The organism is Selenomonas sp. oral taxon 138 str. F0429 (assembly GCF_000318175.2).
Lineage (GTDB): Bacteria > Bacillota > Negativicutes > Selenomonadales > Selenomonadaceae > Centipeda > Centipeda timonae.
The window spans coordinates 1-26,125 of the sequence record NZ_KB290929.1 but is presented as its reverse complement, the minus strand read 5'-3'; the positions used below and the strand labels follow the sequence as shown (position 1 = coordinate 26,125).

Genomic DNA, 26,125 nt, shown 5'->3' with positions numbered 1-26,125 from the left:
TTATGGATGCAGAAATGATGGCACAGCTGAGCTCGTGGGGGCCCATTATCATATTGGTGCTCTTCTTTTATTTTCTTCTCTATCGTCCGCAAAAGCAGGCGCAGAAGAAACGTGATGCGATGCTTGCCGCGCTGAAAGTTGGCGATGAGATTATCACGCTCGGCGGGATGCATGGCAAGATCACGGCACTTGATGATAAAAGCGTGACGCTGCGTGTGGCAGACGGCGTGAACATCGTCTTTGAACGCTCGGCAATCAGTGCTGTGAATACGCCCGAGTGATGCGGTGCGTGGCAGATGAGATTTTAGCGGAACAAAAGAGCATACTGCGGCGGGAAATGCTTGCCCGTCGCCGTGTATTTTCGGCTGAGGAGCGCAAAGAGGCGAGCCGCAGAATATGTGCGCGCGTGGCACAGCTGTCCGTGTTGAAGGCAGCGCAAACCATTATGCTCTACGCCTCCATGGCAGAGGAGATTGACCTGGTTCCGTTTATGGAGATCCTGCTCGCGGACGGGCGGCGTATCGTCCTGCCTGAGATCACGGGCAGGGGGACGATGGAGGCGCGGGAGCTGCCCTCGATGGATGCGCTGACGGACGGTGTTTTCGGTATAGCAACACCGGATCCCACGCGCGGCAGCATTGTCCCCCCCGAGGAGATTGATGTTATCATTGTCCCGGGAGCGGCATTTTCTTCGGACGGCGGACGTTTGGGGCTGGGCGGTGGTTACTATGACCGTTTCCTGCCGCGTGCGGGAAATGCAGTGCGGGTTGTGCTCGCCTTTGATTTTCAGATTGTTCCTGCTGTACCGATGGGTGTGCAGGACGCCCGCGTCGATGTCATTTTGACCGAGCGGCGCATGATTTCCTGCAATGGATACTACCTTGAGGAAGAGGTGTGAGGACTGTTGAGACAACATAGTCTGTTAAAGCTGGTGATTTCGATTGTGGTCATCATCGGCGCGTTTTTTTTCCTAGTTCAGCCGCTCGCGAGCTCGATTCGGCAGGGCCTTGACCTGCAGGGCGGAACGCACGTTGTTTTGGAGGCGGTCGATACGGAGCAGGCGCAGGTCAACGACGATGCGATGAACCGCGTCATTGCAATCATGGAGAAGCGCGTCAACTCGCTTGGACTGACCGAGCCAATCATCCAGCGCGAGGGAGAGCGTCGTGTCATCATCGAACTGCCGGGCATCAAGGATCCCGATGCTGCGATCCGAACGATCGGCAAGACGGCGATGCTCGAGTTCCGCGACGAAGAGGGGCATACGGTGCTCACGGGTACGGATCTGAAGGATGCACAGGCATCGACGAATCCGCAGTCGGGGCAGAACGTCGTCAACCTAGAGTTCTCGGATGAGGGCGCACAGAAATTTGCCGACCTCACGATGAAGAACGTCGGGCGTACGATTGCGATCCTGCTCGACGGCGAGGTGCTGACTGCGCCGAACGTGCGTGAGCCGATTCTCGGCGGGCGTGCGGAGATCACGGGGCAGAAGACGCTTGAGGAGGCGCAGAACCTCGCGGTCGTGCTGCGCAGCGGTGCACTTCCCGTGAAGGTTGAGATCATCGAGACGCGTACGGTCGGCCCGACGCTTGGACAGGACTCGAAGGACAAGTCTCAGTTCGCGTTTGTGGTCGGACTCGGTGCGGTCGTGCTCTTCATGATTTTCTTCTACCATCTCTCGGGCTTTATCGCGGACGTGGCACTCATGGCGTATACGGTCATGCTGCTCGGCATCCTCTATCTGATGGATGCGACGCTGACGCTGCCGGGCGTGGCGGGCATCATTCTCTCGATCGGTATGGCGGTTGATGCGAACGTCCTCATCTTCGAGCATTTCAAGGAGGAGTACCAGGTCAACCAAAAGACCCTGCGGCATGCGATGGATGCGGGCTTCAAGCGTGCGTTTACAACGATCTTTGACTCGAACGTCACGACGCTGATTGCTGCAGGCGTGCTCTTCTTCCTCGGGACGGGGACAATTCGCGGCTTTGCGATCACGCTCGGGGTTGGAACGATGCTCTCGATGTTTACGGCGATTACACTGACGCAGTACCTGCTGAAGCTCATGATTAACTCGAAGCTGTCCGAGAGCCCCGCACTCTATGGTGCGAACGGCTTTATGCTCGGTGTGAAGAAGAAGGGGGATGAGAAGAATGCCTAAGTTCGATATTGCGGGACATCGGAAAATCTGGTTTCTCATCTCCCTCGCGCTCATCATCCCCGGGTTGATCTGCATGGGGGTGCGTGGCTTCAACTTCGGCATCGATTTCACGGGCGGGACGATCATCGACCTGCGCTTTGAGCAGCCTGTGACGCTCTCCGATGTGCGTTCGAGTCTTGCGAAATACGATCTCGATGGCAGTACAATTCAGCTTGCGGGCGCGGAGTCGGGCATCGAGTCCTCCGAGAATGTCATGATCCGTACGATCGACCTCGAGGAGAGTCAGCGCAAGGAGGTCATGGCATCGCTCACGCAGGATGTCGGGCCCTACACCGTGCTGCGCGAGGAGAAGGTCGGCGCGACGATTGGCGGCGAGCTGATTACGAATGCGGTACTCGCGCTTGTCATCTCGTGGGCACTCATCATTCTCTACGTCGCCTATCGCTTTGAGTGGCGCTTCGGCGTGTCGGCGGTGCTCGCGCTCATCCACGACATCATCATCGTGCTTGCCGTGTTCTCCTTTACGCAGCGGCAGATTGATTCGTCGTTTATCGCGGCACTGCTTACCATCGTCGGTTACTCGATCAACGATACGATCGTTATCTTTGACCGCATCCGCGAGAATCTGAAACTGCATTTCCGCCGCGGCGGCGATATTGATGAACTTGTGAACCGCTCCATCTATCAAACGCTGACACGTTCACTCTATACGGTGTTCACGGTTCTGTTCACGACATTTGCACTGTATTGGTTCGGCGGCGAGACGACAAAGGACTTTGCCTTTGCGCTCCTCGTCGGCTTTGCCAGCGGCTGCTACTCCTCCATCTTCATCGCGAGCCAGCTCTGGATCGAGCTGCGCAATCGTACGGAGCGGCATCCTGCCGCAAAAACTGCGGTTGTGGAGGGATAAAAGGAAGCACTGACGAAACGAAATTCTCGGCGTTATCAGTGCTTCTATAAAAGAGCCTGCTTTCGGGAGTCCCGGGACGGGCTCTTTTGCTGTTGCAGGAAGAGAGGAGGTGAGATTATGCTCAAAGAGTGGATTGTACGTGCAGAGACGGCGGAGGGCGCGTCGCTCGCAAGGGAACTTGGGACGGCGCCCATCATCGGGCAGATCCTGTGGAATCGCGGTTTGCAGTCGGCAGAGGAGGCGCGGGCTTTCCTCCATCCGGAGGACGAGCCGTTCCACGACCCGTTTCTCATGATGGATATGGAGCGTGCCGCACGCCGTATCATACAGGCGATTCATGCGGGTGAGCAGATTGTCGTCTACGGCGACTACGATGTGGACGGGATGACCTCGACCACGCTGCTCATGAAAAATATTCGTGCGCTCGGCGGCATGGTTTCCTACTATATTCCGAATCGTTTTACGGAGGGGTATGGGCTCAACGGAGCAGCGCTCCGTCAGATTGCGGCGGATGGCTGCGGCCTGCTCGTCACGGTGGACTGCGGCATCTCATCGGTGGATATTGTGGCGCAGATGGATGGGGCGATGGACATCATCATCACCGACCACCATCTGCCGGGCAGTGTCCTGCCGCCCGCCTATGCTGTCATCAACCCGCACCGCGCGGACTGTCCCTACCCGGACAAGGATCTTGCGGGCGTCGGCGTCGCGTTCAAACTCGTGCAGGCGCTGTGGCAGATCGAGGAAGAGCGCCTCTATGCCGATGATCTGGATATTGCTGCGCTCGGAACAGTCGCCGATCTCGTGCCGCTCGTCGGAGAGAACCGCAAGATCGTCCAACTGGGGCTTGCGCGCATGACAGAGTGTCCATGTCTCGGTATTGCAGCGCTTATCCGCGTCTCAGGCTGTGAGGGCAAGGCAATCAATACGGGGATCGTCGGCTTCCAGCTTGCGCCGCGTCTGAATGCGGCGGGGCGTATCGAAACGGCGCGGCGCGGTGTGGAACTGCTCTCTGCGGAGGATGTACACGAGGCGGATCACATTGCGGTGGAGCTGAACGCGCTGAATACGGAGCGCCGCGATCTCGAGCAAGACATCCTGACGGAAGCGGAATCAATGCTCGGGGGCTTTACACCCGATGTGCCTGCGATTGTGGTCGCCGGTGAGGACTGGAATGCGGGCGTGATCGGCATTGTTGCCTCGCGTCTGGTTGAGAAATACTACCGCCCGAGCATTGTGCTGACGCGGCAAGGCGATGTATACAAGGGCTCGTGCCGCAGCATAGCAGGTCTTCATATGTACGATGCGCTCGCTGCATGCCGTGACACGCTCATCCAATTTGGTGGTCATGCGATGGCGGCAGGATTGACGCTTGAATGCAATCGCGTGGAGGACTTTCGCCGTGCATTCGCGAATTATGTAAATACGCAGTTGAAGATTGAAGACTACACGCCGAAAATCCCTATTGAGGCGCTGGTCGCTCCTGCGGATTGGACGCTCCCGATGGTGGAGGAGATCGCCCTGCTCGAACCGTACGGGATGGGCAACCCACGCCCGATTTTCGGCGTGCGGGATCTTCGCCCACGTACGGCGGCTGCCATCGGAGCGGAGGGAAAGCATCTGCGCATGGAGGTCGGTACGCGGGACAAACGCGTCGCGGCGCTTTACTGGAACTACGGCGAACTTGCGGAGCTCGTGACCGAGGAGGCGGGAGACCTCGCCTATACGCCGAGCATCAACGAGTGGCAAGGCATGCGCTCGGTACAGTGCATGGTGGACTCCATCATGCCCGCCGTGCAGGAGCGCGTCTTCCCGGATCGCACGTTGCTGAAGACCATCTACGCATTTCTCAAGGGGTGTACGGATGCGGATGGGGGCATCCCGTATGGCGCAGTCGCACTCACCCAGCATTTTTCACGCAGGATGGGGCATATCTCGCATTATACGATGGACTGCGCGCTCTGTATCTTTCGTGAGCTCGGGATGCTCACGCAGGAGGAAGATGGTTGGCGGCTCATCCCGCCGCAAGGAAAGCTCGAACTCATGGATGCGCCGACCTTCCGTCGACACGCAGAAAGAAAGGGTGACATATAATGTCAGATGATGCGCAGAGGGCTGTCACTCTCGATATGATCTTGGATAAGGTGCGCTCCTATCAGGCGGATGCCGATCTCGATAAGATCCGAAAGGCGTATGCCTATGCGGAACAGGCGCACAGTGGGCAGGTGCGCATCTCGGGCGACGCCTACATTATCCATCCGCTCAATGTTGCTTACATCCTCACAGGGCTTCACCTCGACGACGAGACGATCTGCGCCGCACTCCTGCATGACGTGGTGGAGGACACCTGCGCGACGCTCGAGGAGATGGAAGCGGAGTTCGGCAAGAACATCATGGCGCTCATCGACGGCGTGACAAAGCTCGGGCGCATCGAGTATATGTCAAAGGAGGACGTCCAGCTCGAGAACTACCGCAAGATGTTCCTTGCAATGGCAAAGGACATCCGCGTCATCATGATAAAACTCGCGGATCGCCTGCACAATATGCGGACGCTCAAGTATATGCGCGAGGACAAGCGTCAGCGCATCGCCAAGGAGACGCTCGAGGTCTATGCACCGCTCGCAAATCGTCTCGGCATTTCCAATATCAAGGTGGAGCTCGAGGATCTCTGTCTGCGCTATCTCGAGCCGGAGGCGTACTATACCCTTGTGGAGGAAGTTAAGCACAAGCGAAAGGAGCGGCAGGAATTCATCCGCGAATCCATCGAGCAGATTCGCGAAAAGCTCGAGGCGGCGGGAATCAAAGCGGAGATCAAGGGGCGCGCGAAGCATTTTTACAGCATCTACCGCAAGATGAAGCGCGACAACAAGAGCGTCAACGAGATCTACGACCTCTCGGCGGTGCGCGTCCTCGTCTCCTCCGTCAAGGACTGCTACGGCGTGCTCGGCGTCATCCACGCGATGTGGAAGCCCATCCCCGGGCGGTTCAAGGACTACATCGCAATGCCGAAGTCGAACGGCTACCAGTCCTTGCATACGACCGTCATGACGCACGGCTATCCGCTCGAAATCCAGATCCGAACGAAGGCGATGCACCAGGTCTCCGAGTTCGGCGTGGCCGCGCATTGGAAATACAAGGAGGCAGGGCGGAGCATCGGCGCAACCGATGAGAACGATCAGAAGATGTCGTGGCTGCGCCAGATGGTGAGCCTGCAAAAGGAATACGACGATCCGAAGGAGTTCTTCGAGGCGCTGAAACTCGACGTGTTCTCCGACGAGGTCTTTGTCTTTACGCCGCGCGGCGATGTCATCGACCTACCGAAGGGCTCGAACCCGATCGACTTCGCCTATCACATTCACACAGAGATCGGGCATCACTGTGTCGGCGCAAAGGTCAACGGAAAGATTGTGCCGCTTGAGTATAAGCTCAAGAACGGTGACATCGTGTCCATCGTCACGAACAAGGCGAGCAACGGGCCGAGTCCCGACTGGCTGAACACAGTCGCCTCCTCTGCGACGCGCAGCAAGATCCGCGCGTGGTTCAAGAAGGAGAACCGCGAGGAGAACGTCGAGCGCGGCATGAACCTCATCCGCGACGAAGCGAAGAGGCTCGGCTACGCGCCGAAGGAACTGATCGCGGGCGGACGGCTCGGCAAGGTCGCGGAGAAGCTCAACGTGCAGAGCGAGAGCGATCTCCTTGCCGCGCTCGGCTACGGCGGCGTGACCCTGCGCGGCGTTATGACGAAGCTCATCGAGCTGCACCAGCAGTCCATCAAGGACAGCACGCCGCCCGAGGTCTCGCAGATGCTCTCCGAGCTCAAGGCACCGCGTAGGGGCAAGCGCAAGAAGGCGAGTCACGGCGTCCTCGTCGAGGGCGAGGGAGGCTACCTCGTGCGTCTCGCACGCTGCTGCAACCCGATTCCGGGCGATCCCATCACAGGCTACATCACGCGTGGACGCGGCGTCTCCGTGCACCGCTCCGACTGTCCGAACGTGCTCAACGATACGGAGTTCACACGTGTAATTGAAGTGAGTTGGGACATCGGGCTCGACAAGGACTATATCGTCGGCATTGAGATTATATGCAACGACCGCAACGGTATGCTCGCGGAACTCCTCGCAGTGCCCGCCGAGATGAAGGTGAACATTCACACGGTCAATGCAACGCCAAACCGCCGCAACAAGACTTCGACCGTCCTCCTCGGGCTGAACGTCAGCAACATCGACCAGATCACACAGGTCATGACGAAGATGCGCCTGCTCAAGGACGTCTACCGCGTCACGCGCACGCTTGGCAGCGCGGGGATTCCGGGTGGCGAAGCGTGACGGTCAGATTGTTTTTTTATACATTTTGTGGTAATATCAACCATGTAAATTTGCGCATGATAATCATCTGTGGGGGTATTCATGAAAAAGGGTGCGATCTTCGATATGGACGGTCTGCTCTTTGATACAGAAACCGTGTATCAGAGGGGCTGGACGATCATTGCCGACGAGTTTGGTGTCGAACGCAAACCGGAGCTGGGGAAGGCATGCTGCGGAACCTGCGGTGACCTGACGTTGCGTCTGGTGAACGAGTTCCATCCGACGGCGGATGCCGAGGCCTATGTTCGCCGCGTGATCGAATACGTTCACGATGAGGCAGCGAAGAATCTGCCCGTGATGGAGGGTGCGCGTGAAATCCTCCACTACTTTCACGAGCACGGTGTACGCATTGCAACGGCGAGCAGTTCGACGGTGGAGCAGATTGAAGCGAATCTGATAAAGAGTGGGTTGCGTGATTATTTCGATGCGGTGGTTGGCGGCGATCTCGTCGTGAACGGAAAGCCTGCGCCGGATATCTTTTTGCTCTCGGCGGAGCGCATCGGTGTTTCACCTGCGGACTGCTATGTGTTCGAGGACGGCTACAATGGGCTGCGCGGCGCTGCTGCAGCTAGCTGTGCACCCGTGATGATCCCCGACACGCTGCCGCCGACAGATGAGATGCGTGCGATCTGCACGGGGGTTTATCCGTCTCTTTCGGCGGCTCTCGCGGCAGTCAAACAGGGCGCATTATAGCTCTTCCTCAGTGAGGTGATTCAAATGGATGAACAAAAAACAATGATGTTCTCCTTCGGTGAGGATAAGCCGAAGGCGGATGTTGTCATACGGGAGGCGGCCGCCGCGATGCGGGAGAAGGGCTACAATCCCATCAATCAGTTGGTCGGTTACCTGCTCTCGGGCGATCCTGCGTATGTGACGAGTCACAAGGACGCGCGGAGCAAAATTCGCAGCCTCGAGCGCGACGATCTGCTCGACGAACTCGTGCGGTTCTATCTGGAGCACGAGAAGTGAAGCGCTATATGTCACTCGACATCGGCGATGCAACCATCGGGATTGCCGTCAGCGACCTGCTCGGACTCACGGCGCAGGGTGTTGAGACAATCCGCCGCACGGAGCTTTCCGCCGATCTTGATCGTCTCAATGCGCTCGTGCAGGAGTATGAAGTGGCGGCATTCGTCGCAGGTCTGCCGAAGCATATGAACGGAGACGAAGGCGAACGCTGCGAAATCGTACGCGCCTTTATGGCGGATGCTGCGCAGCGCTTTCCGACGCTTGAGATCCATTACTGGGACGAGCGCCTCTCGACGGTTGCTGCTTCGCGTGCACTCATCGAGGGCGATGTCTCCCGCAAGAAGCGTCGCAAGGTCATCGACAAGATGGCGGCGGTCTACATATTGCAGGGATTTTTGGATCGGCAGCAGCATTTGAAATAAGAATACTTTAGAGATAAAGGAGAACGAAAATGGCAGAACATGAAGAGCTTCACGATGAGGATGTCATCGTTGTCATGACGAATGAGGACGGCGATGAGCGTTACTACCGTGAGGAGATGATTATCCCGATCGGTGAGGATCGTTTTGCCGTTCTGATTGCGCTCACGGCAACCTCTGAGGAGGAGCTTGAGAATGCTGAGGAGGGGGACGAGGCGACGATTGCGAAGATCGTCACGGACGACGACGGCGAGGATATCTACACCGATCCGACGGATGAGGAGTTCGATGCCGTGCGCCGTGCCTATGAGGAGATGCTGGAAGAAGAGGAAGAATAAAGAAAGAAGGAGGCTGTCATCACGGGAAGATGACAGCTTTTTCTTAGGGCATTTAGGGAATTTATGGAATTTGGATATAGAGAGGGAGGATTCGGTTGAAGGAGTCATTGCGGGGAGTATTGGACTTCTTGAACAACGATGGCTTGCGCAAAGCGCTGGATGCGGTCTATCGAGGGAAGGGGACGCCGATGCAGAAGAAGATTGTATTCGGGATTCCGGCGCTGGCAGTCCTGTTCATTCTGATTGTTGCGTTCGTTATCATTCCACTGTCAGGCTCACCTTCGCATACAGGAGAGCGCGGGACGCCGATCTATTTCACAGTGCGTCCGGGTATGAGTGTGAGCGAGATCGGCAAGGAGCTGCATGAACGTGGGATCATCGACAGCGAGCGAAAGTTCTGGTGGATGGCGAAGCTGAACGGCTTCGAGAACAAGGTCAAGAGTGGCACGTTTGCCATGCATACAGGCATGGAGCCGCGCGATGCGCTTGAGACACTGGTCTATGGCAATACGGTGGTGCTCCGCTTTGTGATTCCCGAGGGCTTTAGTGTGCGCGAAATCGCAGAGCGTCTTGCTGCCGATGGGCTGGTCAATGCGGATGACTTTATGGCGCGTGCGAAGAACTACCGCCCCTATCCCTATGTCGAAAAGCATGAGGATGTGCGCTATGCGGTAGAGGGCTTCCTCTTCCCCGATACGTATGAGATCAACGGGGAATTCGACGCAGCGCGTATTATGGAGATGATGGCGGCGAATTTCGACCGCCGCCTGACAAAGGATATGCGCGACCGCGCGAAGGAGATGAATCTCTCAATCTATGAGCTCGTGACGCTCGCCTCACTCGTGGAGAAGGAGGCGTATCATGAGGAGGATCGCCCGATCATTGCACAGATTTTCCTGAAGCGTCTGCGGATCGGTATGCCGCTACAGGCAGATCCGACGGTACAGTATCTGCTGAACGAGCCGAAGGAGGATCTGCTGTATAAGGATACGGAGATCGACTCGCCTTATAACACCTATCAGAATGTCGGGCTGCCGCCGGGGCCGATTGCAAGCCCCGGGACGGCATCGCTGAACGCTGTGCTGCATCCTGCGGACACGGACTACCTGTACTTTGTCGCCGACCGCAACGGCAACAATTACTATGCGACGAATTATGCGGATCATCTCACACTGGTCGATCAGGCGCGCTGACGGAGGCTGATGAATGAAGAAACCTGAGCTGCTTGCGCCCGCAGGGACGATGGAGAAGCTGCAGATGGCGCTCGCCTACGGCGCGGATGCGGCGTATCTCGGCGGCACGCAGTTCGGGCTGCGCGCGTTTGGCGGCAATTTCACGAACGATGAGATACGGGCTGCAGTGCAGCTGGCACACGCTATGGGGCGAAAAGTCTATGTGACGGTCAATGTATTCCCGCACAATGACGATCTCGTCGCGCTGCCGGACTATCTGCGCTTTCTTGCGGAGGCGGAGGTGGACGCCGTGCTTGTCGCCGATTTGGGCGTCTTTATGTGCGCGCGTGACGTCGCTCCTACGCTGCCCGTACACATCAGCACGCAGGCGAACAATGTGAACTGGCGCACGGTGCGCGCGTGGCAGGAACTCGGCGCAGAGCGTGTCGTGCTTGCACGTGAGCTATCGCGCGAGGAGATACGGGAGATTCGACGGCAGACGGATGTGGAGCTGGAGCTCTTCGTGCATGGTGCGATGTGCATCTCCTATTCGGGGCGATGCCTTCTTAGCAGTTATTTCACGGGGCGCGATGCGAACCGCGGCGGATGCGCACAGTCCTGCCGCTGGCAGTATGCGCTCGTGGAGGCGTCGCGTCCCGGGGAGTACTATCCCATTGCAGAGGATGAGCGCGGCACCTACATCATGAACTCGAAGGATCTCTGCCTCCTGCCGTATCTGGACGAGGTCGTTGCCTCGGGCATCGACAGCCTCAAGATCGAGGGGCGCATGAAGAGCGTCCACTATGTTGCGAGTGTGGTCAAGGCATACCGCATGGCGCTTGATGCTGCGTGTGCGGGTACACCCTATGAAGTGCGGGAAGAGTGGATCGAAGAACTCGGTAAGGTCTCGCATCGTGCCTATACGACAGGATTTTTCTTTGGCAAGACGACGGAGGTAGATCAGATCTACGGTTCGTCCTCCTATGAGCAGACCTCGGACTTCGTGGGGCTGGTGCGCGCCTACGATGCAGAGAGTGGGTTGGCTACAGTCGAGCAGCGCAACAATATGAAGCTGGGGCAGGAGATCGAGATCTTTCAGCCGCATGGCGCATCCTTTCGGCAGGAACTCGCGGAGATGTGGGATGCGGACGGACAGTCGATCACGGCGGCGCCGCATCCGCAGCAGATTGTCCGCATACGGATGATGCAGGCGGTCGAGGAAAATAGCATTCTGCGCCGCGATGTTCCGAAAAAGGAGGAAGTGCAATGAGCGATGTGATTCGCCACTATGCGTGCGCCGCAGGGCGCGTGCAGGGGGTTGGGTTCCGTATGTTCGTCCGCCAGCAGGCGGTGATGAACGACATCACAGGATGGGTGATGAATATGTCCGACGGTACGGTGACAATGGAGCTGCAAGGCAAAGCATCTGCTGTCGAGGCGGCATTTGCGGCAATGCGTACAGGCAACTATTTCATCCGTGTGGAGCGTCTGGACATCGAGGAGCGAGAGCCTGTGGACGGCGAGCGCGACTTTTCGATCAAATACTAGGAGTGCACATGGGAAAGATACTGGTACTGAACGGCCCGAATCTCAATCTGCTCGGCACGCGCGAGCCGGAGATCTACGGCTCTCTGACGCTCGCAGACATCAACGAGCGTCTGCGTTGCCGCGCCGAGGAGGCGGGACTCGACATCGAGTTCTTGCAGTCGAATCACGAGGGCGTGCTCGTGGATGCGATTCAGGCGGCGCGCGGCACAGCGGACTACATCATCCTTAACGCCGCCGCGTTCACGCACTACAGCATTGCAATTCGCGATGCGATTGCGGCGGTGGAGGTGCCCGTCATCGAGGTGCATCTCTCGAACATCCATCAGCGCGAGGCATTTCGGCATACGTCGGTCATTGCACCCGTCGTGCTCGGGCAGATCGCGGGGCTCGGTGCGGAGAGCTATATGGCGGCGCTCGAGGCGATTATCTGCCGCATGGGGGGAGCAAAATGAACATAGAGGATCGGATTGCACGTCTGCGCGCGCTGCTCACGGAGCAGGTCGTGGACGCCGCCTTGATTACGAAGGAGGAGAATGTCCACTATTTCAGTGGCTTTCGCGGGGACAGCACGGCGCTTCTCGTGACGCCCGAGCGCCTCATTCTCGTGACAGACAGTCGCTATACGGAGCAGGCAGCGGCAGAGGCGCCCGACTATGAGATTGTGGAGCAGAGGGACGGGCTGTATCGCAAAGTCGCAGAGCTTGCGACAGATGCGGGCGTCGTCTCGCTCGGCTTCGAGGGCAATGCGCTCGTCTACGATACGGTCGTCAAGCTGCGCGAGCTGCTCGGGGAGGTCTCCTGCGATACCGCACTGAATCTTGATCCGCTGCGGCAGGTGAAGGATGCGGACGAGATTGGGCTCATCCGCCGCGCGTGTAGGATTGCGGACGAGGGATTTGCGCATATCCTCTCGTACATTCAGCCGGGCATGACGGAGATGGAGGTTGCGGCGGAGCTGGAGCATTTCATGCGGCGTGCGGGCTCGGAGCGCCCCGCCTTTCAGACGATCATCGCATCGGGTGTGCGCGGGAGTCTGCCGCACGGAACGGGGAGCGACAAGGTCATTGTGCGCGGCGAACTCGTGACGATGGACTTCGGCGCGGTGTGCGGGGGTTATCACTCGGACATTACGCGAACGGTCTGCGTCGGGCGCGCGGACGCACGGCAGCGCGAGCTCTATGACGCCGTGCTCACGGCGCAGAAGCGGGCGCTTGCGGCGCTTCGTCCCGGAGTGACGGGCGTCGAGGTCGACCGGATTGCACGCGAGTCACTTGCAGAGAAGGAGCTGAACCAATACTTCGGGCATGGACTCGGACACAGCCTTGGCCTTGAGATCCACGAGGAGCCGCGCCTCTCGAAGGCGGGGACGACCGTCCTGCAGGAGAATATGCTCGTCACGGACGAGCCGGGCGTCTACATCCCCGGCTGGGGCGGCATCCGTATCGAGGACACCGTACTTATCACTCGGGATGGGGCGGAGTCGCTGACGCATGCGCCAAAAGAATTTATTGAAATCTGCCAGTAAAACCGCTATAATATGCAGAGAATATGTATTGTATGGAGGAACGAATAATATGATTAACAGCACCGATTTCCGCACCGGCCTCACCATTGAATACGATGGGGGCGTCTGGCAGATTGTCGATTTCCAGCACGTGAAGCCGGGAAAGGGTGCCGCGTTCGTCCGTACGAAGATCAAGAACGTCGAGACCGGCGCTGTGGTTGAGCGTACGTTCAACCCGAACGAAAAGATGCCCGCAGCACATCTTGAGACGCACACGATGCAGTTCCTCTACGAGGCGGACGGCGTCTACACGTTCATGAACACGGAGACCTACGAGCAGTCTGAGCTCTCACGTGAGCAGCTCGGCGACGCGCTGAACTACCTCATGGAGAACATGGAGGTCGCGATGCAGCAGTTCAAGGGGCGCATCATCGGTATTCAGCTGCCGAACTCCGTGAGCCTCAAGGTCGTCGAATGCGAGCCGAGTGTCAAGGGCAACACGGCAACGGGCGCAACGAAGATGGCAAAGGTCGAGACGGGCTACGAGGTGCGCGTGCCGCTCTTCATCAATGAGGGCGATGTGCTCCGTATCGATACGCGCACGGGCAACTACATCGAGCGCGCATAAATACGGCTGAGATATTCCTTGCGAATGGAGGATTTGGAAATGGACAACGAGAAGAATGCAGTCAAGAAGGAAAATGGGCTTGGCACGATCCGCGTTGCGGATGAGGTCGTCAGCATCATCGCAGGTCTTGCCACAACGGAGGTCGAGGGCGTTGCTGGCATGAGCGGCGGCATTGCTGGCGGAATCGCAGAGATCCTTGGACGCAAGAATTTCTCCAAGGGTGTCAAGGTCGAGGTGGGCGAGAAGGAAGCCGCCGTCGATCTCTATATCATCGTGAAATACGGCATCCGTATCCCTGAGGTCGCACTCGCCGCGCAGGAGAATGTCAAGCGTGCAATCGAGACGATGACGGGGCTCTCCGTGATCGAGGTCAATGTGCATGTGCAGGGCGTCGGCTTCCCCGAGGAGGAACCGAAACCTGAGGAAGCGCGTGTACGCTGAATGCATCTGAGGGGCTAAGCAATGGGAATTTTAAATCGTCTCCTGCTCCTGCCCTATGCCCTCGTTACGATGGCGCTGTCCGTTGCCGTCGTTGCCGTGGCTCTGCGCATCGTGCCGGAGAGCATATGGCTGAATGAACTGCGCTATGCACTGTCGCGTCAGGAACTCCTCGCGGTGTGCGGCGTATTCTTCCTCGTCAGCCTCAAGCTGTTCTTTGCGGTCTTTTCCAGAACCTCGCATTCTGCGCGGACGCATGGTGAGTTCATGGTTGTCGATACGAGGGCGGGGGCTGTTCAGGTGGCTCTGCCCGCCGTGCGCGGCATCGTCGAGCGTGTAGCGCTCTCCATGCAGGGGGTTCGGACGGCGACAGCCGTGATCTCGGTACATGACGCGCCCAAGGACAGCGCAGGGACACCGATGCAGGTGGAGCTGAAGATTACGCTCGCCGATCAGACGAGTCTGAATGCCGTCTCCGAGGAGCTGACCGAAAAGGTGCGGCAGGAGCTCCACGATGTACTCGGTATTGCGGATGTGCCCGTGGCACTCCGCGTCACGGAGATCACAAATGCCGGAGCATCGAAGCGTTCGGTGTCTTAGTGGGGGAACGGGATGAAAGAAAATATACTGCTCTTCCTGCAAGACCAGTGGCAGAGTCATCGCGGGCGGTCGGCAGGGCTGCTGCTTGGTGCATTGTTCGGCATATCCGTCCTGATCTTTGGCTTTTGGAGCACGCTGTTCGTCATTCTCTGCGCAGGCATCGGTATGTATATCGGGGTGCGGACAGAGCGCGAGGGCGGTTGGTCGGAGATGTTTGACACGTCAGCACTCAATCGGCTGTTTCGGAGGATGTCATGAGCCGAAGACACGCGCGCGAAGCCGCGCTTCTGACGCTCTTTCAGCTGGAGTTCGGCGCGGATGGTGTACCTGCGGACGGTGCAAGTGAGCTTGCGCTTGATGAGGTCGAGGGGCTCACGGAGAAAGATCTGCCCTATGCCCACGCGCTTGTGCAGGGGACACATGCACATCTTGAAGAGATTGATGCGGAGATCGCACGTCTGGCAAAGGAGTGGAAGCTCCACCGCATGGCGGCTGTTGACCGCAATCTCATCCGCATGGCGTACTATGAGATGCGCTATCAGGACGAACGCATCGATCCGCCCGTTGCCATCAACGAGGCGGTCGAACTGGCAAAAAAATACGGCTCGGACGATGCACGCCGCTATGTAAACGGGATCCTTGCTGCAATGCAAAAATCTCTTTGAGAAATGAATCAAGAAAGAATCCGTTGCGCGAGTATGTCGTGCAATGGTTCTTTTTTTATCAAAATCGAAGGTGTCTTATGACTGTTCACTCTGTCAGCGATGTCACACGCTACATCAAGGGAATGTTCGAGGGGGAGGCAATCCTCTCGGATATCCTCATACGTGGTGAGGTTTCCAATTTCAAACGCTATCCCTCGGGCCACTGCTATTTTACGCTGAAGGACGCAGGCGCGAGCATGAAATGCGTCATGTTCAATGGCTACGCACGCAACCTGCGCTTTACACCGGAGAACGGGATGCAGGTCATTGCGGGCGGCTCTGTGTCCGTCTACGAGCGCGACGGTGTGTATCAGCTCTACGTGAACTCACTGACACCCGAGGGCGCAGGTGCGCTTGCGCTTGCCTTCGAGCAGCTCAAGGAGAAGCTGTATGCCGAGGGACTGTTCGACGAGGCGCATAAGCAGCCTCTGCCGCGTTTTCCGAAGCGAATTGGCATTGTCACATCGTCTGCAGGTGCCGTCCTGCGCGACATCCACAAGGTCGCAAAGCGGCGCTGGCCGAATGTTCAGCTGATCCTGCATCCCGTGCTCGTGCAGGGCACGGAGGCAGCGGAGCAGATTGCAGCGGCGATTCGCTTTTTTAACGAGAAATATCCTGTGGACGTGCTCATTGTCGGGCGTGGCGGCGGTTCGGCAGAGGATCTGTGGGCGTTCAACGAGGAGCCGGTTGTGCGCGCAATCTACGCGTCACGAATCCCCGTGATCTCTGCCGTGGGGCATGAGACGGATACAACGCTCGCGGATTTCGTCAGTGACCGCCGTGCGGCAACACCGTCACAGGCAGCGGAGTTCGCCGTCCCCGATGCCGGCGAGCTGAACCAGTATGCGGCAGGTCTCCTTGCACGTCTCCATGCGGGGCGCAGACGGGCGGTGGAGCAGCAGCGAAGTCGTCTGAGTGCACTGACGGAGCGTCCGTGGTGCAGGAATCCGACACTCCTGCTTGCCGGCGCGGCACAGCGCACAGACCGTGCGACGGAGCGGCTGCACCGTGCGGCAAAGGATGCGCGCACGAGTGCAAGGCATCGCCTGGAACTCCTGCTGAAGCGTCTGGAACTGCTGAACCCCGTCCAAATTCTCTATCGCGGATTCAGCACCGTTGAGAAGGACGGGAAAGCGGTGAGCCGCGCGAAGGATTTATCCGTGGGAGATCATTTGAAGATTACATTTGCAGACGGGAAGATCTCTGCCGTCGTTGAGGCAAAGGAGAAGCAGCATGGCGCGTAAGAAAGAAATGGCGTTCGAGGATGCAATCGGCGCATTGGAGCAGATTGTCGCGGAGATTGAGACGGGGGATCTGCCGCTTGCCGATCTCATGGCGAAGTATTCGGAGGGAATCAAGCTGTCCGACTTTTGCATGAAGTCCCTCAAACGCGCCGAGGAGACGATGGATCTTCTCGTGAAGGAGACGGCGGACGGCGTCTCCGAAGAGAAGCTGGAGATCGGAGGCTGAGATGAAGGAACTTTGGAAAGCGCGTCAGGCGCTTGTCGAGCGTGCGTTGGAGGCGGAGCTGGCGAAGACAGACATTCTGGATCCCATCCTGCGGGAGTCGATGTCATACAGCCTCATGGCGGGCGGCAAGCGCCTGCGGCCAATCCTCCTGATGGCTGCGGCGGATGCCGTGGGTGCGGACGGGACGAAGTTCCTTCCCGTTGCAGCCGCGCTCGAGATGATTCATACCTATTCGCTCATTCATGACGATCTGCCCGCGATGGACGATGACGACTATCGTCGCGGGAAGAAGACGAACCATATGGTATATGGGGACGGCATTGCCATCCTTGCGGGTGATGCCCTTCTCACGCTGGCATTTTCGGTAATCCTGCGGCAGAAGAATGTGCCCGCCGAGGCGCTCTTGCGCGTGGTGGATGAGATCAGCCGTGCGGCGGGTGCTGAGGGCATGGTCGGCGGGCAGGTATTGGATCTCAGAGCCGAGGGCGTGCGAATCACGATGGATGAGCTGCGCCGCATGCATATGGGAAAGACGGGCGCACTCTTTCACGCGGCACTGCGCAGCGGGGCGATCCTCGCGGGCGCGACGGAGAAGCAGCTTGCGGCGCTCACGGCATACGCCGACCACTTCGGGCTCGCATTCCAGATCACGGACGACATTCTCGATGTGATCGGGACGGCGGAGGACATCGGCAAGCCCGTCGGCAGTGATGAGAAGAATCACAAGTCGACCTATGTGACGCTGACTTCACTCGCCGAGGCGCAGGAGCTTGCGCGCCGCACGGTGGAGGAGGCGACTGATGCACTCGCCGTATTCGGCGCGGAGGCTGATTTCCTGCGCGAGCTTGTCGCATATCTTGTCAATCGGAAGCAGTAGGGGATATTTTGAAAAAAGAGCGGTTGGATGTCCTGCTCGTGGAGCAGGGATTTGCACCGAGTCGGGAGCGCGCAAAGCGACTCATCATGGCGGGGCAGGTGCTCGTGGACGAGCAGCGCATCGACAAGGCGGGCACAACGGTTGCGATCGATGTGAAGCTGCGTGTCGTGGGGGAGGATCTGCCCTATGTCAGCCGCGGCGGACTGAAACTCGCAAAGGGGATGGAGGTCTTCGGCGCTGTGCTCGATGGAAAAACGGCGGCGGATATCGGTGCATCGACGGGCGGATTCACGGACTGTATGCTGCAAAACGGTGCGGCAAAGGTCTATGCGATCGACGTCGGCTACGGGCAGCTCGACTGGAAGCTGCGGACAGACGTGCGGGTTGTCAATATGGAACGCACGAACATCCGCAATGTCACGCTCGAGACGTTGGGGGAGACGCTGGGCTTTGCCTCGATTGACGTGGCGTTCATCTCTCTGGACAAGGTGCTGCCTGTTGTGCGGGCGCTGCTCGCAGAGGGCGGCGAGGTCATTGCGCTCATCAAGCCGCAGTTCGAGGCGGGCAAGGAGCGCGTGGGCAAGAACGGTGTTGTGCGCGATCCCGCCGTGCATGAGGATGTCATTCGGCAGGTGCTTGCTGTCGCACGTGCACAGGACTTTCGGACTGCGGGGTTGACGTATTCGCCCGTGAAGGGACCAAAGGGGAACATCGAATACCTCCTATATCTGAAAACGCAGGGGGAAGATGTGGAAATGGATGATGTGTTTGTGCGCGAGATCGTGTCAGAGGCACATCGCAGGCTGGATGGACGAGGTAATGAGCATTGATGACCGTTGCGGTTTTTCCGAATCTGATCAAGCCCGAGACGGGCGCAGTTCTGCGGCGCATTCGTGATTTTCTGGCTGCGCGCGGTGCAAGGATCATGTTGCCACGCGTGCGTGCGGCGGAGTTTGGCATGGAGGATTGCGGCGTGGACGGGATTGAGACCCTGCCCGCCGACTTTGCGCTCAGCCTCGGCGGCGACGGGACTCTCCTTGGTATCTGCCGCAGATATGCAGCAAACCCCGTGCCCGTCTGCGGTATCAACATGGGGACGCTCGGCTTTATGGCGGACATCGAGCAGAATGAGCTTGAGCAGCGCCTTGAAAAACTCTGTGCGGGGGATTACCACGTCGAGTGGCGCCCGTTTCTCGCGGGCTATGTCACGAAGCCGGATGGTACGGAGCATTTCCTCGGGCATGCAATCAACGACATTGTCGTCATGAAGGGCGATGTGGCGCGCATCATCTCGCTCGCACTGCGGGTCAACGATACGCCTCTCGTCGAGTGCAAGGCGGACGGCTTCATTGTTGCCACGCCAACGGGCTCTACGGCGTACTCGCTCTCGGCGGGCGGACCCATCATGAACCCGATGGTGAAGGGGATCGTCCTCACGCCGATCTGCCCGCATACGCTGAACATCCGCCCGCTCATCATACGCGAGGAAGATGCCGTGCATATCCACCTTGTCGATACGCGGCAGAGTATCATCGTCACCCTCGACGGACAGGAGACGACGCCGATCCATCCAGACGACACCGTCACCGTCAAATGCTCGGATGTGCGCGCGGGCATCATCAAATTTGAGGACAAGGACTACTATCAGATCCTGCGTACGAAACTTTGGAGAAACTGCTAGGAGAGAGTGGAATGAAAAGTCGACGCCACGACCTCATCAAAAAAATCATCGGCGAGGAAATCATCGAGACACAGGAAGCGCTCGCCGAGGCGTTGCGTGCGCGTCATATGCGCGTCACGCAGGCGACCATCTCACGCGATATCAAGGAGCTTTTCCTCATCAAGGTGCCTGCGGAGGGGGGGCGCTATCGCTATGCCGTGTCTCCGCACGAGAACGTGCACTTCTCCGAGGGTCGGATGAAGCGCCTCTTCAAGGACAACGTGATCTTTTCGGATTTCAGTGAAAACATCGTCGTTGTCAAGACCATCCCAGGGGCGGCGTCAACGGTCGGGGCGGCACTCGATGCCTCGGACTGGACGGAGATCATCGGTACAGTTGCGGGTGACGACAGCATCTTTGTGCTCGTCAAGCCGCGAGAGGCGGCAGAGACGATCGTCGAACGCATTCGCGAGATGACACGCTGAGAGGAGGGAGACGCTATGCTGCAAAGTCTGCGCGTATGGAATTTTGCATTGCTTGAGGAGGTTGCCGTCGAGTTCGGCACGGGGCTGAACATTCTCACGGGTGAGACCGGCGCGGGCAAATCCATTCTGATCGACGCACTCGGTGCGATACTCGGACAGCGCATCTCCTCTGACGCCATCCGAAGCGGTTGCGACGCCCTGCGCGTCGAGGCAGTATTCTCGTGTGAGGGGGATGCGGCACTCGCGGCGCTCCTCGCAGAGCAGGAGATCGAATACGAGGACGAACTCATCATCCTCCGCAAGGTTGTGCGCACGGGCAAGGGCTCCATCCTCGTCAACGGCAGCCACGTTACGTTGACCTTTCTCAAGAAGCTTGCTCCGCATCTCGTGGACATCCACGGACAGAACGAGAACCTTGCGCTCCTGCGTGAGGATGCGCAGCGGAGTCTCCTCGAGGGCGGAGATGAGGAGCTGCAAAGACTGCTCGCGGCATACGCCGAGGTCTATGCGGGCTGGAAGGAAAAGACACGCCTGCGCGAGGAGCATGCGGAGGAGATCGAGAACATCGGCGAGCGTCTGGATCTCCTGCGCTGGCAGGAAAAGGAGATTGCAGAAGCGGAATTGAACGAGGGTGAGGATGCGGAACTCGAGGCGGAGATTCGCCGCCTCGCCCATTCGGAGCGCCTCGTCGAGAACGCCGGTGAGGCATCGAATCTGCTTAGTGAGGACGGAGAGGAGGGCATCTCCGTGCTCTCGGCGCTCTCACGCATTACCGGCGCGCTCGATGAGATTGCGCGCTATGATGACGGGCTCTCGAATGCGCAGACGATGATCGAGGAGGCATACATCTCCCTGCAGGAGGCGTCCTACGAGGTGCGCGACTATCTGGACGCGATCGATGCCGATCCCGCGCGCCTCGACCGAATACAGACGCGCATGGACGTGATTGACCGCCTCAAAAAGAAGTACGGCGGCAGCATTGTCGCTGTACTCGAACGCCTCGCCTCCGTCCGCAGCGAGCTCGAGTGCATCGACAACTATGATACCGACATGGTGCAGCTCGACAAGGACATTGCCGCATTCCACGAGCGTCTCGAGGAAACGGCAAAGTCGCTGACCGCACGTCGGCAGGCGGCCGGCACAGTGCTCTCTGCGGACATCGAACGCGAACTGCAGGGGCTGGGGATGCCGAAGGCACGGTTCCGTATCGTCGTCACGCCTGAGGAGAAATACACGAGTCGCGGCGCGGACAGCCTCGATATGCTATTTTCGGCGAATGTGGGCGAAGCGGAAAAGCCCATCGAGAAGATTGCCTCGGGCGGCGAGCTCTCACGCATTGCGCTCGCCATCAAGTCCATCGTCGCCGCACGCGACACGGGCGGGACGAGCATGGTTTTCGACGAGATCGACACGGGCATCGGCGGGCGCACCGCTCAGATGGTCGCCGAACGCATCGCCTTCGTCGCACATTACAAGCAGGTGCTCTGTATCACGCATCTGCCGCAGATCGCGTGTATGGCGGACACGCATCTCTACATCGCGAAATCTGTCAAAGGCGAGAGTACTGTGACACAGGTGGAGGCTCTCTCCGCCGATGAGCGCGTGCGCGAGATCGCACGCATGGCGTCGGGCGATGATGTCACGGAGGCGGCGCTTGCAAATGCGCGCGAAATGCTTGCGGGTGCACAGCAGAAGAAACAGGTCTTTCAGAAGAAAGCGAAGAAATGAGAGGTATCTGATGAAAAAATATGGAATGAAACACATTTTGATGGCGGGCGCTGTTGCATCGGCACTCCTTATGGGCGGCGGGAGCGCACAGGCAATGCCCTCACCGCTCGTCGAGTACACGAGCGTGCGCGATGCGTGGGCAGTTGCGGGACTTCCCGTCTACACGCCGACCCTTCTGCCCGTCGGCTACGTGCAGAAGGAGATCATCGTCATTGACAAGAGTCTTGCCGAAATCTTCTACCGCAACGACGCGGGCAAGGAAATCCTCTTCCGCATGGCGAAGGGCGACGCGGACATCAGCGGCGACAATAACATCTACGAAGTGAATCAGGTCGTGCAGGTTGGACGACAGTACATCCGTGTCAAGGGCACGGAAAAACTCGTCAGCCTCGCCCTCTGGTCGCGCGGCGGCTACACCTTCTCCATTTCGTTTGAAGAACCCGTTTCCATCGAAGCCGTACAGGCAATCGTCAGCACGATTGCCTGGAACTAACACTGCATCCTACATTTTGATATGCGTATGCCCCCAAGATCGGATCTATGAGATCCGGTGTTTGGGGGCATTGTATTTATTTATTTTTTACTGCGCGGATAAATTAAGCAGTGTACGAAAATCTATGTTATAATTTTTTTGTCTGGGATATGGAACTAATGAAAAGAGGAAGAAAAATGTTTGACGAGATGTTTGATGAGATGTTCCAAGATGTAGAAAATGATTCGATGGAGTATGGCGTGAGACTTGCCTGTGCGGATGAGAGTGTGTTTGCAGCATTGGCGCAATACTATTCCCAGGTAGAGGAGTGTGAGCCTCTGTGCAATATGCCTGTGCGGCAATTTTATCCGGAATTGGAAGAGGAGAATGAGATATCCACCTCTGCGGAAGAGGTGGCATGGCGGAATACCATGCTGATTTCGGATGTGCAGGCGGCGGGCATTCCACTTGAGATATTGCAGCAGCAGGATGTAATCTGCATCTATCGTACAGGTTCTGAGGAGGACTTTGCCGCGTGTGCAGAGGGGGTCACTGCACAGCAAGAGGAAGATGGGGATGGTATTAGACCGGCTGTCTTTTGCTTTGCGGATGCTGCTGTGGCGAAGGCTTATGTTTGCGACTCTGGCGTATGGGCGCCCAGCAGTTCTCAAGTAGTTGGTACAAATTTAGATGATGTTCTGCCTCTTCTTGCATCGACAAAAGGAGATATTCGATATATCTCGGAAAAATCTCTGCTTTGGGAGGAAATGCCTGCCGTAGATCGATCGGTACAGGGCGTACAGCTGATCTGTAGAGGGGCGAAAGACCTCTCTATGTTTGAGGTTATGGAAAAAGCGGAAGCAATTGCCGCATGCTTCTCGGAAGGTGTTCATATTTTATGGCAGATCGAGATATATGAAAAGAGAGAGATTTTGGCGTTCTTTGTGCGGGAAATGCCCCATATGGGAGCATAGCGAAAGCGTTGTGAGCAGGAAGGCGCTTTCTTCGTATCATAAATTTTTTGGATGATGAACATACACAAAAAGCGAGAGCTGATGGCGGCTCTCGCTTTTGTCTTACACAGTTATCTCAATTTGATTTCCTTCAATACCAATTATGCAGCTCTCGTAATATCCATCTCCCGTAGTACGAGGTCCGCTAATGACTTCGTAGCCGTCGGCTTTCATACGAGCGGTAAGGGAATCAACCGCTTCTTTGCTGCCAACGCTAAAAGCCACATGAATAAATCCTGTTCTGGCGAGAACCTTCTTGTCATCTGCCATTTCTGGCTTTTTCATAATTTCCAATCTCGCTCCATCATCAAAAGATATGAAATAAGATCGGAAATCTGTGTTCTTGTTGTGGTAGCCATTGTTAGCCTTGCCGTTCAGATATTTTACGAAGAAATCCTTGGCGGCCTCCAAATCATTCACATACATTGCAATATGCTCAATCTTCATCGCAGAACCCTCCATAGATCGACTTCATAATCTCATGAAGTGAACTATTCTCTGTGCCTTAGTCGTATTTCTGTTCGTCTCGAAAATTTTAGGAAGTGTAAATCTTTGGAAAAACAACATCCGAAATACAGTTTGTTCCGATCAGAAAGCTGGTTCCATATCTATATGGTATCATTTATCATACTAAGTTGCAAATAACTGCGTACTTGATATACACTGTAAACATACTACAATAACTGTAATACAGCAAGTATTTTATCATGTGGGATTTCCATCTGTGCGGCAAAGGAGAAGGGAAGAATGGCAGGTTCGACAAAGGCGAATATGACGTACGAGGAATATCTCATACGTCTCAAGGAAGGGCATCGTAACAGATCATGGGAAATGTCCTGTGACGCCGCTGCTGCTCATGCGCAGGGGCGGTGGAAGGCACAGATCTTGTATGAGATGTGCATGCATGACGAGTCTGTTGTGGTAAACTAAAGTTGTAACAGGAATGTCTAATGGGAAACACCGAATGAAAGGGGATTCGATTCTTCTCACAACAACACTATGAACCAGAGTTCAAGCAACAGATCGTCCGGCTTCATATCGAAGCTTGACAGCAGAGTATGGAGTCTCAAAAGCAAGCATTTGCAAATGGTGCAAAGAATTCAGCGAAGAATGCCAGCAAAACGCCTCAAAGAACCCGACTGCCCAGAACGATCTGGAGCTTATGAAGGAGAATCGCCGCTTGCGCGAAGAACTTGCAGAAGCGCGAAAAGAAAACCTTTTCCTAAAAAAGCAGCGACATTCTTCGCAAAGGGAATCGACTAGAGGCATATCAATTCATCGATGAACATCGGAAGCTGTTCGGCGTCCGGTGGTTGCTGCGACGTTTTGGAATTTATCCGAATGCTTATTACAACTACCGAAAGCACAGGCGGGCAAAAGAAGATGCCCGAAAACAGAACATCCTGCGTTAAATTCAAGCCCTATACCATGAAACCAATGGCGTTGACGGGTACCGCAGGATGCGCACGCAAAGGCATCGAGCTTTCTGCTCTGACAGTTCATAACTACATGAACACAGAACTGGGATTGCGCTCTATTGTGCGGCAAAAAGCTCCGAGATATCAAGGCGGCATAGAGCATAAGAAGTATGACGAGCGATTTAGCAATCCGAACGCTTGGCAAAGCACTCAGCAGTCAACGAAAGAGAAGCAACGGTCTGATTCTTCATAGCGATCAGGGCAGCCCGTACACATCGAAGGCGTTCACCGACTTTTGCGAGGAACACGATCTGACGCAAAGCATGAGCAAGGCTGGATGCCTGTATGATAACGCACCTATGGAGCGCTATTTCAATACGCTGAAGAACGAAGAAATTTTTCTTCATGAGTATCGAGATGAGGAATCTCTCTATCGCGCAGTGGAGCATTTTGCTTATACCACATACAACCATGTACGACCGCATTCTTATAACGGCTATCGTACGCCATTCGAAGCGAGGTATTCGACACAAGTTTATTGGACACTCGTGTTACAAAAACGCTTGACCACAACATCTACTGCAAAACGGCATCTCGCATGTTCCATTGCACTGTCGAAAAGCACGGTGAGAATGCGGAACTACGGCAGAAAGGGAAGCAGGCGGTTTTGAGCTGTGGATACGGCGGCTCCGTCGGCGCACTGATTGCGACGGGCGCAGTCGAGTCGGGAATGAAAGAAGAGGAGCTTCAGCCTCTTGTGGATCTATGGCGTTCGTCAAATCCACATATCGTGCAATTATGGTGGGATGTGGATCGTGCCGTCAAGACCTGTGTGAAACGGGACGTTGAAACTAAAACACATGGCATCTGCTGTGCATATGGGAGCGGCATCCTGTTTATACGATTACCAAGCGGAAGAGAGCTTTCGTATGTAAAGCCGCTCATCGGAGCAAACAGATTCGGTGGAGAAGCCGTCACCTATGAAGGACTCGGTATGACGAAGAAGTGGGAGAGGATAGAGACGTTCGGCGGGAAACTGGTCGAGAATATCACACAGGCGACGGCGCGTGATTTGCTCGTATGTGCAATGAAAGGGCTGCAGGACAAGGGATTCCATATCGTCATGCACGTCCATGATGAAATCGTACTCGAAGTCCCATACGGAGTTTCGTCGGTGGAGGAGATATGTTCTGTCATGGCTGAGAATCCACCGTGGGCGAAGGGGCTGCCGCTTAAGGCGGATG

At 56.8% G+C, this 26,125-nt stretch carries 31 protein-coding genes and 2 pseudogenes; 32 read left to right on the top strand and 1 reads right to left on the bottom strand.

Annotated elements, in window-relative coordinates; genetic code table 11:
• Positions 1-2: 2 nt before the first annotated feature.
• From yajC to HMPREF9163_RS00650, 29 genes are all read left to right on the top strand, one after another.
• Positions 3-281: a preprotein translocase subunit YajC gene (yajC, locus tag HMPREF9163_RS00790; RefSeq protein ID WP_009439709.1), complete on the top strand. Its 279-nt coding sequence runs from the start codon at positions 3-5 to the stop codon at positions 279-281.
• Entirely contained in the window at positions 281-898 is a 618-nt protein-coding gene (locus tag HMPREF9163_RS00785; RefSeq protein ID WP_009439708.1) for a 5-formyltetrahydrofolate cyclo-ligase, read from the top strand. Before yajC ends, HMPREF9163_RS00785 begins: the two co-directional genes overlap by 1 nt.
• A 33-nt stretch (positions 899-931) precedes the next feature.
• Complete coding sequence (gene secD, locus HMPREF9163_RS00780; RefSeq protein ID WP_009439707.1) at positions 932-2,164, top strand: protein translocase subunit SecD; 1,233 nt, start codon at positions 932-934, stop codon at positions 2,162-2,164.
• Positions 2,157-3,074 carry a protein translocase subunit SecF gene (gene secF, locus HMPREF9163_RS00775; RefSeq protein ID WP_009439706.1) on the top strand — a complete coding sequence of 306 codons (918 nt, stop codon included), beginning with the start codon at positions 2,157-2,159 and terminating at the stop codon, positions 3,072-3,074. Before secD ends, secF begins: the two co-directional genes overlap by 8 nt.
• Before the next feature lie 117 nt (positions 3,075-3,191).
• Positions 3,192-5,168, top strand: a complete 1,977-nt coding sequence (gene recJ / locus HMPREF9163_RS00770; protein ID WP_009439705.1) for a single-stranded-DNA-specific exonuclease RecJ — start codon at positions 3,192-3,194, stop codon at positions 5,166-5,168.
• Positions 5,168-7,399, top strand: coding sequence for a bifunctional (p)ppGpp synthetase/guanosine-3',5'-bis(diphosphate) 3'-pyrophosphohydrolase (locus tag HMPREF9163_RS00765; protein ID WP_009439704.1), 2,232 nt, complete (start codon positions 5,168-5,170; stop codon positions 7,397-7,399). Before recJ ends, HMPREF9163_RS00765 begins: the two co-directional genes overlap by 1 nt.
• A gap of 81 nt (positions 7,400-7,480) precedes the next feature.
• Positions 7,481-8,131, top strand: a complete 651-nt coding sequence (locus tag HMPREF9163_RS00760) for an HAD family phosphatase (protein ID WP_009439703.1) — start codon at positions 7,481-7,483, stop codon at positions 8,129-8,131.
• Between the two features lie 24 nt (positions 8,132-8,155).
• On the top strand, positions 8,156-8,407 hold the full coding sequence (locus HMPREF9163_RS00755) for an IreB family regulatory phosphoprotein (protein ID WP_009439702.1): 252 nt from the start codon (positions 8,156-8,158) through the stop codon (positions 8,405-8,407).
• Positions 8,408-8,415: 8 nt separating this feature from the next.
• Positions 8,416-8,829 (top strand): Holliday junction resolvase RuvX, encoded by a 414-nt coding sequence (gene ruvX / locus HMPREF9163_RS00750; protein WP_009439701.1) that lies wholly within the window; start codon positions 8,416-8,418, stop codon positions 8,827-8,829.
• Positions 8,830-8,858: 29 nt separating this feature from the next.
• On the top strand, positions 8,859-9,164 hold the full coding sequence (locus tag HMPREF9163_RS00745; protein ID WP_009439700.1) for a DUF1292 domain-containing protein: 306 nt from the start codon (positions 8,859-8,861) through the stop codon (positions 9,162-9,164).
• Positions 9,165-9,259: 95 nt separating this feature from the next.
• Complete coding sequence (mltG, locus tag HMPREF9163_RS00740; protein ID WP_009439699.1) at positions 9,260-10,357, top strand: endolytic transglycosylase MltG; 1,098 nt, start codon at positions 9,260-9,262, stop codon at positions 10,355-10,357.
• 13 nt (positions 10,358-10,370) lie between these two features.
• Positions 10,371-11,606, top strand: a complete 1,236-nt coding sequence (locus HMPREF9163_RS00735; RefSeq protein ID WP_009439698.1) for a U32 family peptidase — start codon at positions 10,371-10,373, stop codon at positions 11,604-11,606.
• A complete protein-coding gene (locus HMPREF9163_RS00730) occupies positions 11,603-11,884 on the top strand; it encodes an acylphosphatase (protein WP_009439697.1) in 282 nt (93 codons plus the stop codon). The genes HMPREF9163_RS00735 and HMPREF9163_RS00730 overlap by 4 nt, the downstream gene beginning before the upstream one ends.
• Positions 11,885-11,892: 8 nt before the next feature.
• Positions 11,893-12,336 carry a type II 3-dehydroquinate dehydratase gene (gene aroQ / locus HMPREF9163_RS00725; RefSeq protein ID WP_009439696.1) on the top strand — a complete coding sequence of 148 codons (444 nt, stop codon included), beginning with the start codon at positions 11,893-11,895 and terminating at the stop codon, positions 12,334-12,336.
• Positions 12,333-13,409: a Xaa-Pro peptidase family protein gene (locus HMPREF9163_RS00720; RefSeq protein ID WP_009439695.1), complete on the top strand. Its 1,077-nt coding sequence runs from the start codon at positions 12,333-12,335 to the stop codon at positions 13,407-13,409. Before aroQ ends, HMPREF9163_RS00720 begins: the two co-directional genes overlap by 4 nt.
• A 49-nt stretch (positions 13,410-13,458) precedes the next feature.
• Positions 13,459-14,016: an elongation factor P gene (gene efp / locus HMPREF9163_RS00715; RefSeq protein WP_006691635.1), complete on the top strand. Its 558-nt coding sequence runs from the start codon at positions 13,459-13,461 to the stop codon at positions 14,014-14,016.
• Between the two features lie 24 nt (positions 14,017-14,040).
• Positions 14,041-14,457: an Asp23/Gls24 family envelope stress response protein gene (locus tag HMPREF9163_RS00710; protein ID WP_009439694.1), complete on the top strand. Its 417-nt coding sequence runs from the start codon at positions 14,041-14,043 to the stop codon at positions 14,455-14,457.
• Between the two features lie 21 nt (positions 14,458-14,478).
• Positions 14,479-15,054, top strand: coding sequence for an alkaline shock response membrane anchor protein AmaP (gene amaP, locus HMPREF9163_RS00705; RefSeq protein ID WP_009439693.1), 576 nt, complete (start codon positions 14,479-14,481; stop codon positions 15,052-15,054).
• A gap of 12 nt (positions 15,055-15,066) precedes the next feature.
• Complete coding sequence (locus HMPREF9163_RS00700) at positions 15,067-15,312, top strand: DUF2273 domain-containing protein (RefSeq protein WP_009439692.1); 246 nt, start codon at positions 15,067-15,069, stop codon at positions 15,310-15,312.
• Complete coding sequence (gene nusB, locus HMPREF9163_RS00695; RefSeq protein ID WP_009439691.1) at positions 15,309-15,719, top strand: transcription antitermination factor NusB; 411 nt, start codon at positions 15,309-15,311, stop codon at positions 15,717-15,719. The genes HMPREF9163_RS00700 and nusB overlap by 4 nt, the downstream gene beginning before the upstream one ends.
• Before the next feature lie 77 nt (positions 15,720-15,796).
• Positions 15,797-17,002, top strand: a complete 1,206-nt coding sequence (gene xseA / locus HMPREF9163_RS00690; protein ID WP_009439690.1) for an exodeoxyribonuclease VII large subunit — start codon at positions 15,797-15,799, stop codon at positions 17,000-17,002.
• Positions 16,992-17,228, top strand: a complete 237-nt coding sequence (xseB, locus tag HMPREF9163_RS00685) for an exodeoxyribonuclease VII small subunit (protein ID WP_009439688.1) — start codon at positions 16,992-16,994, stop codon at positions 17,226-17,228. Before xseA ends, xseB begins: the two co-directional genes overlap by 11 nt.
• Before the next feature lies 1 nt (position 17,229).
• Positions 17,230-18,105 carry a polyprenyl synthetase family protein gene (locus HMPREF9163_RS00680; RefSeq protein WP_009439686.1) on the top strand — a complete coding sequence of 292 codons (876 nt, stop codon included), beginning with the start codon at positions 17,230-17,232 and terminating at the stop codon, positions 18,103-18,105.
• Between the two features lie 8 nt (positions 18,106-18,113).
• Positions 18,114-18,935: a TlyA family RNA methyltransferase gene (locus HMPREF9163_RS00675; protein WP_009439685.1), complete on the top strand. Its 822-nt coding sequence runs from the start codon at positions 18,114-18,116 to the stop codon at positions 18,933-18,935.
• Positions 18,932-19,786 (top strand): NAD(+)/NADH kinase, encoded by an 855-nt coding sequence (locus HMPREF9163_RS00670; RefSeq protein ID WP_037345523.1) that lies wholly within the window; start codon positions 18,932-18,934, stop codon positions 19,784-19,786. Before HMPREF9163_RS00675 ends, HMPREF9163_RS00670 begins: the two co-directional genes overlap by 4 nt.
• Before the next feature lie 11 nt (positions 19,787-19,797).
• Positions 19,798-20,250: an arginine repressor gene (argR, locus tag HMPREF9163_RS00665; RefSeq protein ID WP_009439683.1), complete on the top strand. Its 453-nt coding sequence runs from the start codon at positions 19,798-19,800 to the stop codon at positions 20,248-20,250.
• A gap of 15 nt (positions 20,251-20,265) precedes the next feature.
• The gene (gene recN / locus HMPREF9163_RS00660; RefSeq protein ID WP_009439682.1) at positions 20,266-21,978 is read left to right on the top strand and encodes a DNA repair protein RecN; all 1,713 of its coding nucleotides are present in this window, start codon (positions 20,266-20,268) and stop codon (positions 21,976-21,978) included.
• 10 nt (positions 21,979-21,988) lie between these two features.
• Positions 21,989-22,471 (top strand): DUF4367 domain-containing protein, encoded by a 483-nt coding sequence (locus tag HMPREF9163_RS00655; protein ID WP_009439681.1) that lies wholly within the window; start codon positions 21,989-21,991, stop codon positions 22,469-22,471.
• A 149-nt stretch (positions 22,472-22,620) separates the two neighbouring features.
• On the top strand, positions 22,621-23,424 hold the full coding sequence (locus tag HMPREF9163_RS00650; protein WP_009439680.1) for a hypothetical protein: 804 nt from the start codon (positions 22,621-22,623) through the stop codon (positions 23,422-23,424).
• 102 nt (positions 23,425-23,526) lie between these two features.
• Here HMPREF9163_RS00650 and HMPREF9163_RS00645 read toward each other — a convergent pair whose 3' ends face one another.
• A complete protein-coding gene (locus tag HMPREF9163_RS00645; RefSeq protein ID WP_037345521.1) occupies positions 23,527-23,910 on the bottom strand; it encodes a VOC family protein in 384 nt (127 codons plus the stop codon).
• A 300-nt stretch (positions 23,911-24,210) separates the two neighbouring features.
• Here HMPREF9163_RS00645 and HMPREF9163_RS00640 point away from each other — a divergent pair, with 300 nt between their 5' ends.
• The 3 genes and pseudogenes from HMPREF9163_RS00640 to HMPREF9163_RS00630 form a co-directional block, all read left to right on the top strand.
• Positions 24,211-24,393, top strand: coding sequence for a hypothetical protein (locus tag HMPREF9163_RS00640; protein ID WP_009439678.1), 183 nt, complete (start codon positions 24,211-24,213; stop codon positions 24,391-24,393).
• A 238-nt stretch (positions 24,394-24,631) separates the two neighbouring features.
• Positions 24,632-25,414: pseudogene (locus HMPREF9163_RS11590) on the top strand (DDE-type integrase/transposase/recombinase); the annotation flags it as partial.
• Positions 25,415-25,548: 134 nt separating this feature from the next.
• A pseudogene (locus tag HMPREF9163_RS00630) lies at positions 25,549-26,125 on the top strand (hypothetical protein); the annotation flags it as partial.